The sequence below is a fragment of the Microbacterium shaanxiense genome (assembly GCF_054779995.1).
In genome coordinates this window covers 1-14,929 of record NZ_BAAGXE010000002.1, presented here as the reverse complement: position 1 = coordinate 14,929, position 14,929 = coordinate 1, and the positions used below count along the sequence as shown (strand labels likewise).

The following is a 14,929-nucleotide window of genomic DNA, read 5'->3' as shown; positions in this document are numbered from 1 at the left end:
CGTACGGCAATCGGGGGATCCATCATCCCGCGCCGCAACAGCAGCCAGCGCATCGGAGGGAGCACAGTGTCGATTGCCGACATCTCGGAGGAGCGCCTCGGGGGACAGCGCAAGCCAGAGCGCACGCCACCCCACGACCTCCTCGCCGAACAGAGTGCCCTCGGTGGAATGCTCCTTTCGAAGGATGCTGTCGCCGATGTGATCGAGACCCTCAAGGGTGCCGACTTCTACATCCCCAAGCACGAGCTGATCTTCGAGGCGATCCTCTCGCTGTATTCGCACGGCGAGCCCACCGACGTCGTCGCCGTCACGGACGAGCTGATCAAGACCGGTGAGCTGGGTCGCGCGGGCGGTGCCGACTACCTGCACACGCTGACCTCGATCGTGCCGACTGCGGCGAACGCGGGATACTACGCCGGCATCGTGGCCGAGCGTTCGATCCTGCGCCGTCTCGTCGATGCCGGCACGCGCATCGTGCAGCTCGGCTACGACGGCCAGGGCGATGCGACCGATCTCGTCAACAACGCGCAGGCAGAGATCTACGCGGTCACCGGCACAGAGGCGGCGGAAGACTACGTGCCCCTGACGGTCGCGGTGGATGCTGCGCTGGAAGAGATCGAGGCGGCCAGCGGTCGTGACGGGTCGATGACGGGCGTGCCGACCGGCTTCAAGGAGCTCGACGAACTCACGAACGGCCTGCACGGCGGACAGATGATCGTCGTCGCCGCGCGACCCGCCATGGGTAAGTCCACGCTCGCGCTCGACTTCGCCCGCGCCGCCGCGATCGGCCACGGCCAGCCGGCGATCTTCTTCTCGCTCGAGATGGGCAAGAGCGAGATCGCGATGCGTCTGCTCAGCGCCGAGGGCGCCATTCCGCTCCAGCACATGCGTAAGGGAACGCTCGACCCGCGCGATTGGACCACGGTCGCCGCGACTCGTGGACGCATCAACGACGCACCGCTCTACATCGACGACAGCCCGAACATGACCCTGGTCGAGATCCGTGCGAAGTGCCGACGCTTGAAGCAGCGTGAAGGTCTGCGCATGGTCGTGATCGACTACCTGCAGCTGATGACGAGCGGCAAGCGCGTCGAGTCGCGTCAGCAGGAGGTCTCCGAGTTCTCCCGTGCGCTCAAGCTGCTCGCGAAAGAGTTGCAGGTTCCGGTCATCGCGCTGTCGCAGCTGAACCGTGGTTCAGAGGCCAGGCAGGACAAGAAGCCGCAGATCAGCGACCTGCGAGAGTCGGGCTCGATCGAGCAGGACGCCGACATGGTGATCCTGCTGCACCGCGACTCCGTCTACGACAAGGACGTGCGTCCGGGCGAAGCCGACCTCATCGTCGCCAAGCACCGTAACGGCCCGACCGCGACGATCAATGTCGCCTTCCAGGGCCATTACTCGCGCTTCGCCGACATGGCGCCAGGTGGCGACTTCAACTGATGTAGGTTCCGCGTGAAGATGACAAATTCCACCGCTACTTGTCAGTCACTTGGCAGTACTGCCAAGTACAGAGACCTCGCGCGCTACTCACAGGATACCTGCAGGAATATTTCTGCACATAGAGAGCGTGATTGTCGGAGGTGTCCGCTACGATAGTTGCCATGGCAGACTTCGCTTCTGATCGTCGGACCGGCCGGGTGATGCTGGGCACGGTCCGGGTCGCGCGTGGGCTTACGCAGGGAGCCTTGGCAGCTGCGACGGGGATCTCTCAAGCGGTGTTGTCGAAGGCTGAGGCTGGTCTGGTCGAGCTGGACGCGGAGCGCCTGGAGACGCTAAGTGCTGTATTGCGCGTGCCTCCTGTGCTACTGACCTTGCCGGTGGATGAAGGGGCGGCGCCGTATGTGTTTCATCGCAAGCGTTCCACCCTTCCGTTGTCGGTCGCGAACCGGCTGCGTGCCGAACTGGAGCTGCTGCACCTGCAAGTAGCTGGGCTAGTCGCGGGCAGCACGCCGGTTCGTTTGGTACGGCATCCGCTCCCGCCAGACGGGTTCGATACGCCGGAGGAGATCGCACGCGAGGTCCGGGCGTCCATCGGCGTCGTGTCTGGTCCGGTGGCGGACCTGGTAGGTGCGCTGGAAGCTGCCGGGGTCGTGGTGGCGAAGCGGTCGCTGGGATCGGAGCGCATTGATGCGCTCGTGAGCTGGCCGGAGGGGCAGCGACCGGTGGTGCTGCTGGGGGACCATATCCCTCCGGATCGGCAGCGGTTCTCGTTGGCTCACGAACTAGCGCACGCCGTGATGCACCAGGTGCCGTCGGAAGATCAGGAGTCCGAGGCAGATCGGTTCGCAGCAGAGTTTCTGATGCCAGCGAAAGATGTACGGCCGGACTTGGCGGCGGCTCCAGTGACCATCCCGGGCTTGGCCCGGCTGAAATCCAAGTGGCGAGTGTCGATCGCGGCGCTACTGCGACGCGCGGTGGATCTAGATGTGATCAGCGAGGGGCGGTATCGGCAGCTAAACATCGAACTCTCCCGGGCCGGATACCGCAGTGTCGAACCGGTCGCGATCGCTGAGGAGCATCCCCGCCTGATCGGCCGGGTCGTGCGGCAGCGGCTGAACGACGGCGAGGCCATGGAGGAGTTGGCGCGGGACGCATTCCTTGATCAAGACGAGTTTGAGGATCTTTACGTAAGGAGCTCAGCATGACGGATCAGAAGAACCTCGGGTTGGTCGACAGCACGCCGAGATCGCGGACGTCGCGTGAGCCGCTCGTCGGCACCACGCTGATCGAGCGTACTCTGGCGGGCCGAGTGTTCACGATGGCCGGTGGGGAGACGATGCAGACCGCGCCGTACGTGAACTCGGAGCGTGGTGGCATGGTGTTGACCGGGCCGACGGCGCTGCAGACAGCAGGGCACCTGCGGGCCCGGCACGAGGAGCTAACCTTCCTCATCGAGCCGACCTCGGTATTTGCTCTCGCCACGGCAGAACGCCCCTTGATCATCGACGAGCCGGCGGATGCGCTGTTTGCGCCGACAGTCGAGGAGGTCCTCCAGGCGCAACGCGATGCGGGGGCATCGGTCGCTGTGATCCCAGCGGGGTTCGTGGATGTCGCGGACTCCGAGGCGCTTAAGGCGATCCTGGCCGCGGCCAACAAGATTGACCGCGATGACGCGATCCTGCCCTTGGCGGTGCACCAGAAGTGGTCGACGCCGGAGCTCATCTCACAGTTGATCGCAGTCGCCACGCGCAGCCGCCATCCGGTCGCGTTGGCACTCGGGGCGAAGGCCGGTGACCCGCTGAACCTCAAGGGTGGACCGGAGTCGTATCGGCGGTTCTTCGGAGAAGTCAAGGGTGCGGTCCCGTGGCGGGCGGACCTCGCCGGGATCGATGCGATCGTGTACGGCGCGCGGGCGGCTGCCATCGGTCAGATCCCGAGTTTGCGTCGTCTGTCGGTGCCAGGGAACAAGTCATTCTCGAGTCGCCCCAGCGACCGGGCGCCGCACGTGCTGATGCCGGAGCTGATGCGATTTGCACGGTCCAGTGAGATGCACATGAAGTGGTTCGCGAGCGCCACCCCGTGGCCGTGCCTGTGTGCGCATTGCGGGGGCCGCGCGGTGGACTCGTTCACCGGCTCTGATGAAGATCGATTCCTCGCGCACCTGCACAACCTGGCCGTGTTCGATGAGATCGTTGCGACCGCAACCTCGATGAGCACCGCTCAAGCGGCTCAGTGGTGGAGTCAGCGGTTGGCTGAGGCTGAGGCTGAGCATGTCCGACTGCCCCAGCACACCGGCGTCATGATCCCTCTACCTCCGACTCTCGCGCGGTGGCGTTCGCTGGGCTGAATGCTTGCGCATACATGCGCTCTGCGAATAGCCACGAAGCACCCGTGAACCGGGTGGGCTGAAAAGGCGCTGGCGTGACGAGCGTGCGTTCGTCGTCGTCATCAGTCACGGTCACGCCGACACCGTAATAGCTCGCCTCCAGCAGAAGCGTCTCATCGACGCGCCCGGATGGAACGACGAGTCGACGACGAGCGTAGGGGGCGAACGTCGTTGCAAGTTGCAGGGTGCGACGACTCAGCGGACCGAGAACGGAAACCAGTTCCACCGTCACAGGCGGCTCTGCCTTGCGGACGACCGCTGGGCAGTTCCCGGCGATGGTCCGTTTCTCGGCGAATCCGAATCGGACCGCGCGTCTAGTCAGGCCTCGTTCGTACGCTCCGAGTGCAGCGATGGCGACGGGTTGATCGACCGAGAGCGTGAGCAGGAATCGCAATGTGTCCAGGTCTTGCACCGGTCGAGTCGCATTCGCCGCGCGACGTCGCTGGATCTCCTCTCCGTGTAGCTCGAGGTCGGCGTGCACTCGCAGCACACCGGAAACCCAACTCGCGCCGGACGTGCCGGCGGTGGCGGTGGAGGAGCTAGTTGTCATGGTGGCCTCCGAAGCCTAGGGTCTCAGTGACCTCGGACGTGAGCTGTGACGCCGCCTGCCATACGAGATGTTCGCGGCGCTGGTAGGTGAGGGTGCGTTCCCCTTCGACGCGGCCCACGACCTGAACGAGTCCGGCACGCTTCAGGCGTGCGAGTAAGCCGTGCACGATGCTCCCGGCTAGACCCGTGGTGCGCTCGATGACTGGAGCGCTGAAGGTGGTGTCCGGCGCCTGCGCGATCTGCGACATCACGGTGAGCATGTGCTCGCTGCCGAAGACTGCCTTCGACAGTTCGGCTGCGCGGGATCCGATGGGCACGGCCTCAGTCTACGCATAAATTCATGATTCATGAACATTGAATTTCAATTGAGTTGGCGACGCGGCGTTGCCCTCATGTGCGGTTAGCCAGATCCAGTCACCACGAGGTTGACGACGCCTCGGGTGAATGCGCGTGCGGCGGCTGCGCGCACTCGTGGCTCCACCGCGGGGCGGGCGCAGTGGCTAGCGTGCGCGAAGATCCGGAGGAGCGTCAGGAATCAACTCATCCACGGAAACGGCGAGTACTTGAGCCATCGCGATCAGCGTGCGCAGCGTCGGGTTCGCTGGGTTGCCAGGCCTCGATTCGCCTTTCTCGTACTTCTGGTAGGTGTAACGGGTGAGGCCAGAGCGGTAGGCGACCTCCTCCTGGCTGAGGCCAGCGCGCTCGCGCACGGAACGAAGCGTGGTCGCGAAGCGCTGGGAGTAGCGGCTCCACTCCAGCTCAGTCGCTTCGTTCCGACGGGTCACCTTCTCAGCGTGCTGAAGGTGGACCTGCGGTATGGCCTAATCGGTATGGCATAATTTAGGAGGCCATACGAAACAATCCTTGCTCCACGGACGTCCTCCGCTGCCCCTGCACGTGTGCTGCCCTTCTCGACGACAGCCGGTCGCATCTCGGGAGAGGCCCGTGCGTGCGATCGTGATTGAGATGGTGGCGGTGGGACCCGATCCCAACCCGATCTGGTGGAGAGGAGTCGCCTCGCCGGCTCCAGCTTCTTGGGCGTACGTCTTCGAAGACTTCACCGGCGACGACACAGCGGAGTCGTGGGCTCTCGCCGCGGCGGTCGTCGTCGCGCAGACCCGGGCTCACCTGGTCGATGGAGCTGCCGACGGGGGAGCGGTCCCGGTGTTTCGTTGTCATCACTCGGGGAGCCCGTGACGCGTCGGGGGAGGTGCATGACCGGATGCCGGCGTTTCTCACGCCGGACACCTGGGATCAGTGGCTGAGCAGATCCAGAGGATCAAGAGAATGCAATGCACGCAGGCGGGGATCTATGCCGAGGTCACCCACGCCGAAGGAGTCGCCTACCTCGTGGCCGCCGGCGTCTTCGAACGTCTCGGGATCCCCGCACGCGCCGTCTCTGAGGGTTTTCCCGTAGGGGAGCGACTCGCGGCTGACAGGCGTTCGACGCCTATCCTGGCGTAACAGAGCCTCGATTCATGGCCAGAGAGTAGCGAACGAACGAGCACTGGACACGCGCGCTGCAGGTCTGCTGAGGACCTCGCCCGTCTCAGCGCTTCTGGTGCGAGGGGGTTTGTGCAGCGGCGATCGACTGGCCATTCGCTTCTGGTAGCGTCTGCCACGCTCTTTGAAAGGACTCCTCTATGTCTTCTGATGACACAGCCCGCAGGCGCATTCCCGCGACCGTCCAGATCGTCTTCTGGCTCATTATCGCCGCTCTCGCCGTCGACACCGTCGTTGCCATCCTCCGCCTGCTGCGCGCCGTGGACGTTCTCGATGGCACCGCAGCTCCGATATCGGGAAGACCTGAGAACGGCGCGCAGCTCTTGACAGTCGCGATCGTGACTTTCGCCATGATCGCCCTTGAGATCTTCGTGCTCTTCAAAATGCGAGGCGGGAGGAACTGGGCGCGGATCGTCATCACCATCTTGGAAGCGCTGTCCCTGCTTGCCTTGTTCGTCGACACGACCATCATCGGGCTGGTCGGGCCCCTCGTTTCCGTACTGATCATCATCCTGCTCTGGGTCAAACCCTCCAACACCTACTTCCGTCCGCTCACCGCCCCTTAAAGCTCTCCGCGCCCCAGCCCATCACTCACACCCGGACGGCGCCTGCGCACAGTTTTTAAGCAGGCGCCGGTTCCGGCAGAGCACGACGCAGGCCGAGAAGATCTCCCCATCCGCACTCGGCGCCCGATCGGCAGGCGCTTGACTCAGCGCGATCTGGGTGGCCGTCACGGCGGACGGTCCCGTCGCTGCTCGGGCCCGGGGGAGTGGTGTTGAACGGTGCACGAGGGCATCGTCGCTGTTTGGGTATGATGCGGCACATGACGACTCCTCACCCGACTCCTCGTAGAGCGTTCGCTGTCTCTGCGATCGTGGTCAGCGCTCTAGCCTTCGTCGCTGCTGTCGGGCTGGTGGTGACTTTCAACGCCACTAGCTTGGGTATGGCCGTCATCAGTGCAACAGCGTTTGTCGCCCTCGTCACCGCGGTGCTCGTGATCATCGGAGTCATCTTGTCGATCATTGCGTTCGTGCGGCATGAACCTCGCAGGCTGACCACCATCGCAGTGATCCTGGCAGCCATCGCCGCCATCCCCGTCATCATCGCCGTCGCATCGCTAGTCCGCATCCTCAACTGACCCACGGAGCACGAAACACGGCGATCAATTGTCGGCCGCCGCCCTCAAACTCGGGGGAGTGGGCATTCGCCTACTAATGCGGATGCTCGGCTGAATTGCCCTCCACTTCATTGGAGTCATTTCAAGTATGCGTGAGCGTGGTGCTGGGCGTGCTCCAAAGTGGCGTGCTTCTCGTAGGGCGAACCGAGGGCTACGCCCAAGCGGCTGCACGAGTCGCGGGGAGGAAGAGGTAGCGCACCCATTCCCGCTCGATGTGCGGGCTCGCGAACGGCGAGAAGCTGCTCGCCACGGCGGCTGCAATCTACGGTCATTGCTCATGGAATACTCGGGGCGAGCGTGATGGGACGCATGATCGGGAGGGCGCACGTGCAACAGCAGGCAGGTAAAGGAATGCTGGGCCTGTCGGTGCTCGGCCTTTTCTTGCTTACGCTCGTTCTGGCTGGCTGTGTTTCTGGGGATGCGACGCTGGGGTCGTTCGAACGCGAATTCGCCAACGATCCCGCGGTCGTGAGTGTCGACCTGTCATCAGCGGACAACATGCCGTTCACGGGAGGCGTTGGCGGCACGGTCGTGCTGGATGACGGTCTTGACGATGAGCAGGTACGGGAGTTCGTCCACCGTATTGTTGACTTCCGCGCTCAGACTGACGGTGACCGGGAGGAGTCTCGGGTGCGCATCGACCTCGTTATGGGCGGGTGGAAGCTTCCCGTGCTCGCCACGGACGATGCCAACACCGCTCTCCTTGACGTCGTCTTCGCGCTCGTGCGAGACCCTCGCGTACTCTCTGGAACGATCAGCTCAAGCGACTTTGGTTCCGACATCGACCACGTGTCGCTGATTACAACTACCACTACGGACTTTCCGACGCTAATCACCGACGCTCCGACCGCCTTCGCAGAAACAGGACAGAACCCGCCGATCACTCTCCACTCTCCCGAAGGCTCGGAGAGCGCCGTCGAAGTATCAGGGGTAATGCGGGCATGGGCGCAGGAGGCGTTCGGCGCATTCGAGGCGCTTCAGGACCAAATCCCCGTCACTTCGTTTTCCGCGGAAGAGTCGGAAATCACCATCACTCTCGCGAACGAGGGCGATGTCGAGGCGGCACGCATGGTCGTCGAACAGCACCTTGATCCGGCGCAGGTCGAGGTGTTCTACCAGAGCGACTTGGTCACTCTGGCACCGGGCGCACATGGGGATCGGGCACGCGAGGTCTTGGCAAGGATCGATGCCGACTTACAGGCAGGTCTCGTCGCTGTGTGGACGGACGATCGCTCAATGACTGTCCGCGCCGACACCGTGACCTCCGCTCAGCGCATAACAGAGCCTCTCGCGAAGGTCCTCGGCGCAGCCGAGTTCCCGGTCACTATCAAAGTCGTCCGCGGCGACGAAGAAGTGTTCAGTCTCGAAGCATCGCCTGTCGATCTCGTGTCACACATGCAGACAGCGCTTAGCCTCGCTCACCGCGATAACGTCGCGTCTCTGCATGTGAAGCCGAGGTTCTCGCTCGAGCTTGAGTTTGATTCCCCACCTACTGACGATGAGCTCTCCACGTCGGCTGCAGCGCTCCGGGTGCTATCCGAGTTCGATGAACGGCTCTGCATCACCTCCCCCACCGATTCTCTCTGCACGCGCACAGCCCCCAGGATCGACTTCGAGCACAGTGACGCACCGAGCGCTCGCGTTTTCGCTAACGCGTGGAACGCCGCCACATAAGCGACTTCCTCGTCAATTGAGCGACACCACCCAGCGGGGCTTTCGGTAACACGTAGAGCACGTTCCGCGCCGCGCGGATCGTCTATCGTGACCCTGATGGATGACACGTCAGACCACTCGATCGAGGACGGCCCCTCGACGACGGGCACCGACCGGCGACTGGCAGAAGCGCGATCACTTATCGCGCTGGGAGAGCAGGGCGCCGCACGAGCTCTGCTGAACACTGCTCTTGCCGAGACGCCAACTTCCCGAGATGCTGATGAAGCGTACGCGATCGCCGAGATGACAGGGCTCCTCGTCGAGCTCGACGTCGAAATCGAGCCGGCTTGGGTCGTCGACGCCCACCTCGCCCGCATGGAAGCTCTCACCTCGAAATTCGATGACGCTCGCACCTCGGAAGCGCGCGCTGTCGCCGAGCTGCGGCGGATCGAGTTCGTGCATGTCCTCGACGACATCGATCCGGTGCTGCACGTCGAGGTGCTGCAGAGAGCGCAGGAAGCGGACGCCCGTTTTCGGGCATCCGCACATGTCGGCGTGCGCCGCGCCGCGGCCGAGGCCGCACTCACAGCGCAAATGATCCGGCGTTGGCTGGGCCAAGATCCCGGTTCCATCGCGATCGCCCTCGACGAGCTTGCCCTGCGGCTAGGCGGGGAGCGCGATTCTCGCATGTCCACGATCAGGGCCGAGGCCATGGTCACATCCGCGCGGCTGCGTATCGAGAGTGATCTCGACCTCGCGGGCGTCCCCGAGATGCTTCGCCTTGCCGCCGAGGAATCGTTCCAGATTCCAGAGTCCGAAGGGCTCGGGTTGGATGCATCTCTCCTATTGGCCGATCTGGCAATCGCGGACGGTGCCCCACCGATCGAAGCAGTGGCCGACGCCAGGTTGCTGCTCGCTGGGGACGTCCGCACCCACGGTGTGCGACGTGCTCGAGCCTCAGTCCGGCACTTGCAGCGGATCCTCGGCCGCCTCGAGCCCGAACACTACGAGGCAGTGGCGACAGCGGAATGGCAGGGAATGCTCGACCGGTACGCGGGTTCCGCAGATCCCGACGTGCGATCAGCGGTGCTCGTCGATCTCGTCCACCAGGTCGGCCCGGCAGAGGCCGTCACGTCATCTGGACTGTCTGCGTTGCGATACGCGGACCGGTTGTTCCGAGCGGATCAGGATCCGGGATCCGCCATCGCGCGATTCGCCGTCGCCGCGAAAATCGCCGGGGTCATCGGCCATCCGGACGGTGCGGCACCCACCCGCGACCAGCGTCTACCCGTGCGCGATCCGGCCGAGTCCGTGCGACTCTCCGCCCAGGTCGAGGAGAGGTTCGACGCGCTCTGGACCGATCAAGAGACCGTACCCGCGATGGCAGCGCTGCTGTTGGACCGGGCACTACGTCTGTCCGACATCGGCAGACGCGACGAGGCGCTCGCGACGCTCGCACGGCTGGAAGCGAACGTTCGCGCCCATGACACAGCCCGGCCAGAACGGGCGCAGGCCGCCTACTGGACCAGCCGGTTCCTCCGCGAGGCAGATGAGCTGGAAGCGTCACGCCGAGCGATCAACGATGCCCTCGCGGAGTTCGCGGACGACCCCTCCGGAGACGTGCGCCTGTGGGCCGCGAACACTCTCTGGTCTGCCTGGCGCTCCGACGGCATCCACCAAGAGGAGGCGGAGGCATTGCGGCACACGTTCTCGGAGCGCTTCGGGCAGGACCCGGACATCAGGATCCGCCGCCTCGACGCCACACGTCGCCTCGGCGCGGGCGTCGATGCGCACGAGCAGGGCGACACGCGACGGGCGATCACCACGTTCGAAGAACTCGAAAGACACTTCGGGGACGCCGAAGATGAGGACATCCAGGACACCGTCCGCCGAGCCAAAGAGAACCTCCGGATCCTGATGCTCCTACCGATAGGAGAGACCGCTCCCAGCGACGCAGCAACGGCGCGCTACCGCTCCCTGCGCGACAGGCTCTACGCGGCCGACAAGCTCGCCGAGCACGGTCAGATCGCAGAGGCGGAACAGACATGGAGCGCCATCGTTGCGGAAACCGCCGGGTCCGACGACGCCGACCTCGCGATGCTGCGGCTCGCGGCACTCGATGCCTGGGCCGGATGCGTGCAGGATGCCGGCTACTGGGAGCAAGTGGCCGCACTCGCCCGCCAGGCGACCGTCATCCGATCCGGAGCTGACCTGCGGGCCGAGCGGGTGCAGATCCGCGCGCACCTGCGACTCGGCATGGCGCTCGCGAAACTAGGCGATCCGCGCGGAGCGATCGCGGCCTACGAGACGCTCGACGCCCTCGCCGCCGGCTCCAGCGACAGCGACGTGTCCGTGGCACGCCAACAGGCGGTGTATAACCGTGCCGTCATGATCGATGACATCGGCGACACCGCAAGAGCACTCGACGCGTACGAGCACGTTGTTGCCGTTCATGGGCAGTCGATCGATTCCCCGTCTGGGCGGTTGCGCTGCGCGAAGGCGCTGCGCAATCAGGCGCTGATCTTCGCAGGACTCGGGCGACCGGCAGAGGCCGCCGGAGCCCACCGTCGAGTGCTCGACCTCGCGGCGGGATCGACAGACCCGCAACTCCTAGAGCGCGTCAAGAGCTCGGCATTCGACCTGGCACGGTGCTTCACTGCCCTCGGTGAACACGCGTCTGCCGCGAGCACCTATGCCTGGATCAGCGCAGCGCCTCACGTCTCCACTTCTGGTCATGAGCGTCGTGCCGCTGCGCGCGCGGAGAAGCGGTCGCGACGCATGGCGCGCTGAGCTTTGCCTACGCTTCGAGCGAGCCGAACGCCGGCGAGAAGCTCCGCCGCATCACCGCTCGCGATCGCCGTGTTGGCGGGGCCGTAGCCTGTCGCATGCCTGAGTCGCTCGACGGTATGTGCGGTGATCACGGTTGCCGGTTCGTCGTGGAGTGGCGCCCTCGAGCGGTCGCAGTCAGCCAGCGAGGTGTCGGGGAGAGACATGGAGACGCCGATGCCGAGTCCGATCGACGACATGCTTGGGGGCACCGGCAGAGCTGTCGACGAGAACGGCGCCACGTCGGTCCGTCTCGTTCACGCCCCTGCGGGTGAAACCTATCCGAGACGGCTGGCGCCTTCGGACGAGGGTGTTGGTGAGGCGCGCCGTAGGAGGGCCGCGATGAACCCGCTGCGCGACGCAACTCCTGCCTTGCGGAGCACTGCCGATGCGTGCACCTCGACGGTTCGCTCTGAGATCGAGAGCGTCGCGGCAATGGTGCGGTTGTTCAGGCCGCGGGCGATCAGCCCTGCAACCTCGGTTTCGCGAGCCGTGAGCGACGAAGACCACGTAAGCGTGTCCGGGGGGTTGAGGGGTTGCGCGCGTATCTGGCGTCCGACCGCGACTGAGCGATGTCCGACGGGCGGGCCGGTCATGTCGTATCGCACGACGAGTTCTGGTCCGATCGCGTCGAAATCCGCCTCGAGGCGTCGATCGACGGCTCCCTGCCGTGCGAGTATTCGCACGAAACTGGAGATGGCTCCTGATCCTGCGTAGGCCAGCGGGAGACGCATGCCAGCATGCAGGGTCGCCGCGGCCTCTTCCCAGACGCCGAACTGCAGTTGAGCGGACATCTGCATCAGGACGACGTGCGCTGACAGCAAGGGCGAGGATGACCCGGAACCGGTTGCCCAGCGATACCCGGTGTGGGTGGGCGGCGCAGACAGCAGAACACTCGCCATCAACCGGTCCGCTTCGGCGGGATCCACGAACCAGGCGCGGAACACATCGATGACGAAACCCAGCATCGTCCGTTCTCGAGCGTTTGCCGCATGGCGTTGCAACTGTGGCAGCCCTTCGGCGATGACATGCCGCGGGTCTTCGCCGGGCATGACATGCCGTCCATCGCGCAGTTTCTGAGCGGTGAGAAAAAGCGAGGATGGGCGATTGGCGGCAGGCTGGAGAAGCTGCAGGGCATCGCCGAGGTGACCTGACCATAGGGCGGCGGCACCGGCGACTTCCCGTGCTCTCGTTCTTATCTGGCTGGTGGATGACTGTTCCACCAGGCGACCGATGCGTTGGGCGGCCTCGAAGTCGCCCAAGGCGATCCTTTGCCCAGCGACAGAGAGGAGAGCCTGTCCCGCGCGAGCGGGAATCTCCCGAGCAGCCAGCGCTGCATGCCAGATTGCAGGACCGCGCTCTTCTAGACTGCGCGCTGCTCGAGCGAGCGCGGCGTGTGCGTCGACCGTCTCCTTAGGGCTGGCGTCGTGCAGAATCACGCTGCGGACACGTTCATCGCGGAAAAGGATACGGCCGCTGCGAACTTCCAGAGCATCCGCCGCGTCACCGCTAAGGAAGACATCGGTGTCGACCGATGCGGCCAGCAGATGCACATCCACTCGGTCAGTGACGGCAAGGGCAGCGATGAGCAACAGCCGGCGAGTGGCAGTGTTCCAGCGATCGATCGCGGTCGCGGTCTGCACAGCCGGGACGGCGGGAAGAGCGTCGGGGAGACGCGCTTCCCCTGTGCGCTGGTCAGCAGTCAGGGCCCGTGCGACCTCCAGCGCGGCGACTCGGTCACCCCTCGCGAAGTCGCGGATGAGCGCGGCAACATGCGGAGCAACAGGCAACGCGTCCACAACTTCGAAGGGCTTAGTCGCCACTGCCGCCCCTTCGGTTCCGGTGTGTGCTCTGTCCTTGAGATTTGCGACGCGCGGCCGCGCCCGGCGTGCGGCCGCATGTCGCCTCCGAACAACGCATGCGCGTTTTCATCTGACGTCCGGTGAGCCAGCGGGGCGCGTCCAGCGCAGGATGCGATGACGCATCCGGTTGCGTCCAAAAAAAGCGGGCTCAACCTTTAGACGAGTACGCGTCGCCAATCTTGCCGATGGCATCCAGGCGTCACCTCGAATAGGCGCACACGTCGTTGTTGGCTGAGGCGCCGGGCGGTCTCACACCGTCGAACCTCGAGCCGGGCCGAGTAGTCGCCTGCGTTCGTTGTCGAGATCAACGTAGCAATGGGAGAAGGTCATCCACGAGTGGGGTAAGGGAGAGGCGGCGCGAGGTCCCGCTACGTGTTTCCACGGGGGTCCTGCTTCTGATCTCGCAATAGGAGAAGCATGCGGGCCGTCGTGATCAGCTGTCGTTGGGTAAGAGCACCGTGCAGACCGGGTGCGGCTCGAAATCTAGAGAACCTACGCTGACCGGATGCAGCTCTCCAAACTCGTAGGACGGTTGGCCTTCATCTTTCAGTGGCCGCTGGCTCTGCTTCTTCCGTGGTTCTCTTTCTTCGAGTCAGAATTGCTCGGTCGGGGCTCCATGGGAATGGCCTCTCTTGGTGCCGGAGCCGTGGCCAGTATCGCGATTCCGTTGTTGCTCGTGACGGCCCTGCTGACGCTCTTTGATAGGGCGGTGCGCTCTTCTCAGAGAACCCGACGTGCGTATACGGCCGCGGTCCTTGTTCTGTGGGTGCTGATGGCCATTTTCCCGTTTGTCATTGGGTACAGCTCCGAGATTCCGGAGGATCTTCCCCGGCTCACGGCATGGACTGGTGGTGTGTTCCCGACGGAACTGGCGGAAGTGGTGCAGTCGGTCTGCGTCGGGGGGAGCGTGCTTGCGTGGGTCGTCGCTACCGGCCTAGCCATCGCCGGCATCATCGTCTCGCATCGGCAAGTCGCCGTGCCTCCGACTCCGTAGGATCCACGCCCGGCCGGCCGCTCAAAGCCCACGCCACAAGAGAGGCGCGAACACCGACCGAAACCTTGCCCGGGAGAGCTCCGCCGTGTACGAACCGAAGCACCTCCTCACCGGCGGGACGCGGCTTCGAGATCTCGTCGATCCGTACGGCGCTGCGTCTGCTGTCCGCGGGCGACGACGGCCGCGCGCGGCTCGATTCGGATCGGAGCCATGGTGCTGTGTGCCAGCGCCACAGATCACGCCGCCGATCGAGGCCGTGTTCAGGGTCCAAAAGAGACCCCATGCCCCTCGGCAGGACGACTGTCAGAAGTCGTTTCGCGTTGCTAGGGGGTCGAGATCGTCCCCGTGAGTTGGAGGTGACCGTGTCCGTTGACGACGGGTCCGCCGGTGAAACTGCCGGTGATGCTGAAGGTGAGCGTGTGGATGCAGTTGATGGTCTCGCCGGTGGTCGGGCTGGTGAAGGTCAGCTTGACGGTGAACTGAATGAACCGCCCTGGGTTTCGTTCCGTTCCTTTATCGAGAGGATGGGAACATGCCCG

General features: G+C 64.6%; 14 protein-coding genes and 1 pseudogene. 11 read left to right on the top strand and 4 right to left on the bottom strand.

Features of this window, described 5'->3' with window-relative positions:
• Nucleotides 1–66 precede the first annotated feature (66 nt).
• The 3 genes from dnaB to ACYVG2_RS04865 all read left to right on the top strand — a co-directional run bounded on the left by dnaB (nucleotide 67) and on the right by ACYVG2_RS04865 (nucleotide 3,787).
• A complete protein-coding gene (gene dnaB, locus ACYVG2_RS04875; RefSeq protein ID WP_448967181.1) occupies nucleotides 67–1,440 on the top strand; it encodes a replicative DNA helicase in 1,374 nt (457 codons plus the stop codon).
• A 161-nt stretch (nucleotides 1,441–1,601) separates the two neighbouring features.
• Complete coding sequence (locus tag ACYVG2_RS04870) at nucleotides 1,602–2,645, top strand: helix-turn-helix domain-containing protein (protein WP_460779948.1); 1,044 nt, start codon at nucleotides 1,602–1,604, stop codon at nucleotides 2,643–2,645.
• A complete protein-coding gene (locus ACYVG2_RS04865) occupies nucleotides 2,642–3,787 on the top strand; it encodes a hypothetical protein (RefSeq protein WP_460779947.1) in 1,146 nt (381 codons plus the stop codon). The genes ACYVG2_RS04870 and ACYVG2_RS04865 overlap by 4 nt, the downstream gene beginning before the upstream one ends.
• On the opposite strand, the gene ACYVG2_RS04860 is transcribed toward ACYVG2_RS04865, so the two are convergent.
• The 3 genes from ACYVG2_RS04860 to ACYVG2_RS04850 form a co-directional block, all read right to left on the bottom strand.
• Nucleotides 3,738–4,238, bottom strand: coding sequence for a hypothetical protein (locus ACYVG2_RS04860; RefSeq protein WP_460779946.1), 501 nt, complete (start codon nucleotides 4,236–4,238; stop codon nucleotides 3,738–3,740). The two genes, ACYVG2_RS04865 and ACYVG2_RS04860, sit on opposite strands and share 50 nt — an antisense overlap.
• 127 nt (nucleotides 4,239–4,365) lie before the next feature.
• A complete protein-coding gene (locus ACYVG2_RS04855) occupies nucleotides 4,366–4,692 on the bottom strand; it encodes a hypothetical protein (RefSeq protein ID WP_247628399.1) in 327 nt (108 codons plus the stop codon).
• Nucleotides 4,693–4,875: 183 nt separating this feature from the next.
• Nucleotides 4,876–5,160: a helix-turn-helix domain-containing protein gene (locus ACYVG2_RS04850; RefSeq protein ID WP_460779945.1), complete on the bottom strand. Its 285-nt coding sequence runs from the start codon at nucleotides 5,158–5,160 to the stop codon at nucleotides 4,876–4,878.
• 160 nt (nucleotides 5,161–5,320) lie between these two features.
• Between ACYVG2_RS04850 and ACYVG2_RS04845 the strand changes: the two genes are divergently transcribed.
• From ACYVG2_RS04845 to ACYVG2_RS04815, 7 genes and pseudogenes are all read left to right on the top strand, one after another.
• Nucleotides 5,321–5,572 carry a hypothetical protein gene (locus ACYVG2_RS04845; protein ID WP_460780775.1) on the top strand — a complete coding sequence of 84 codons (252 nt, stop codon included), beginning with the start codon at nucleotides 5,321–5,323 and terminating at the stop codon, nucleotides 5,570–5,572.
• Nucleotides 5,553–5,597 (top strand): annotated as a pseudogene (locus ACYVG2_RS04840) (hypothetical protein); the annotation flags it as partial. The gene ACYVG2_RS04845 and the pseudogene ACYVG2_RS04840, both read left to right, overlap by 20 nt.
• A 65-nt stretch (nucleotides 5,598–5,662) precedes the next feature.
• Nucleotides 5,663–5,839, top strand: a complete 177-nt coding sequence (locus ACYVG2_RS04835) for a hypothetical protein (protein ID WP_460780774.1) — start codon at nucleotides 5,663–5,665, stop codon at nucleotides 5,837–5,839.
• A 179-nt stretch (nucleotides 5,840–6,018) separates the two neighbouring features.
• The gene (locus ACYVG2_RS04830; RefSeq protein WP_460779944.1) at nucleotides 6,019–6,444 is read left to right on the top strand and encodes a hypothetical protein; all 426 of its coding nucleotides are present in this window, start codon (nucleotides 6,019–6,021) and stop codon (nucleotides 6,442–6,444) included.
• Nucleotides 6,445–6,752: 308 nt separating this feature from the next.
• On the top strand, nucleotides 6,753–7,016 hold the full coding sequence (locus tag ACYVG2_RS04825; protein ID WP_460779943.1) for a hypothetical protein: 264 nt from the start codon (nucleotides 6,753–6,755) through the stop codon (nucleotides 7,014–7,016).
• Nucleotides 7,017–7,355: 339 nt separating this feature from the next.
• Nucleotides 7,356–8,729, top strand: coding sequence for a hypothetical protein (locus ACYVG2_RS04820; RefSeq protein ID WP_460779942.1), 1,374 nt, complete (start codon nucleotides 7,356–7,358; stop codon nucleotides 8,727–8,729).
• A 96-nt stretch (nucleotides 8,730–8,825) separates the two neighbouring features.
• A complete protein-coding gene (locus ACYVG2_RS04815; protein WP_460779940.1) occupies nucleotides 8,826–11,498 on the top strand; it encodes a tetratricopeptide repeat protein in 2,673 nt (890 codons plus the stop codon).
• A 314-nt stretch (nucleotides 11,499–11,812) separates the two neighbouring features.
• Here the strand turns inward: ACYVG2_RS04815 and ACYVG2_RS04810 are convergent, their stop codons facing one another.
• On the bottom strand, nucleotides 11,813–13,333 hold the full coding sequence (locus tag ACYVG2_RS04810; protein ID WP_460779939.1) for a helix-turn-helix transcriptional regulator: 1,521 nt from the start codon (nucleotides 13,331–13,333) through the stop codon (nucleotides 11,813–11,815).
• Nucleotides 13,334–13,901: 568 nt separating this feature from the next.
• Here ACYVG2_RS04810 and ACYVG2_RS04805 point away from each other — a divergent pair.
• Complete coding sequence (locus tag ACYVG2_RS04805) at nucleotides 13,902–14,390, top strand: hypothetical protein (RefSeq protein ID WP_460779938.1); 489 nt, start codon at nucleotides 13,902–13,904, stop codon at nucleotides 14,388–14,390.
• Nucleotides 14,391–14,929 lie beyond the last annotated feature (539 nt).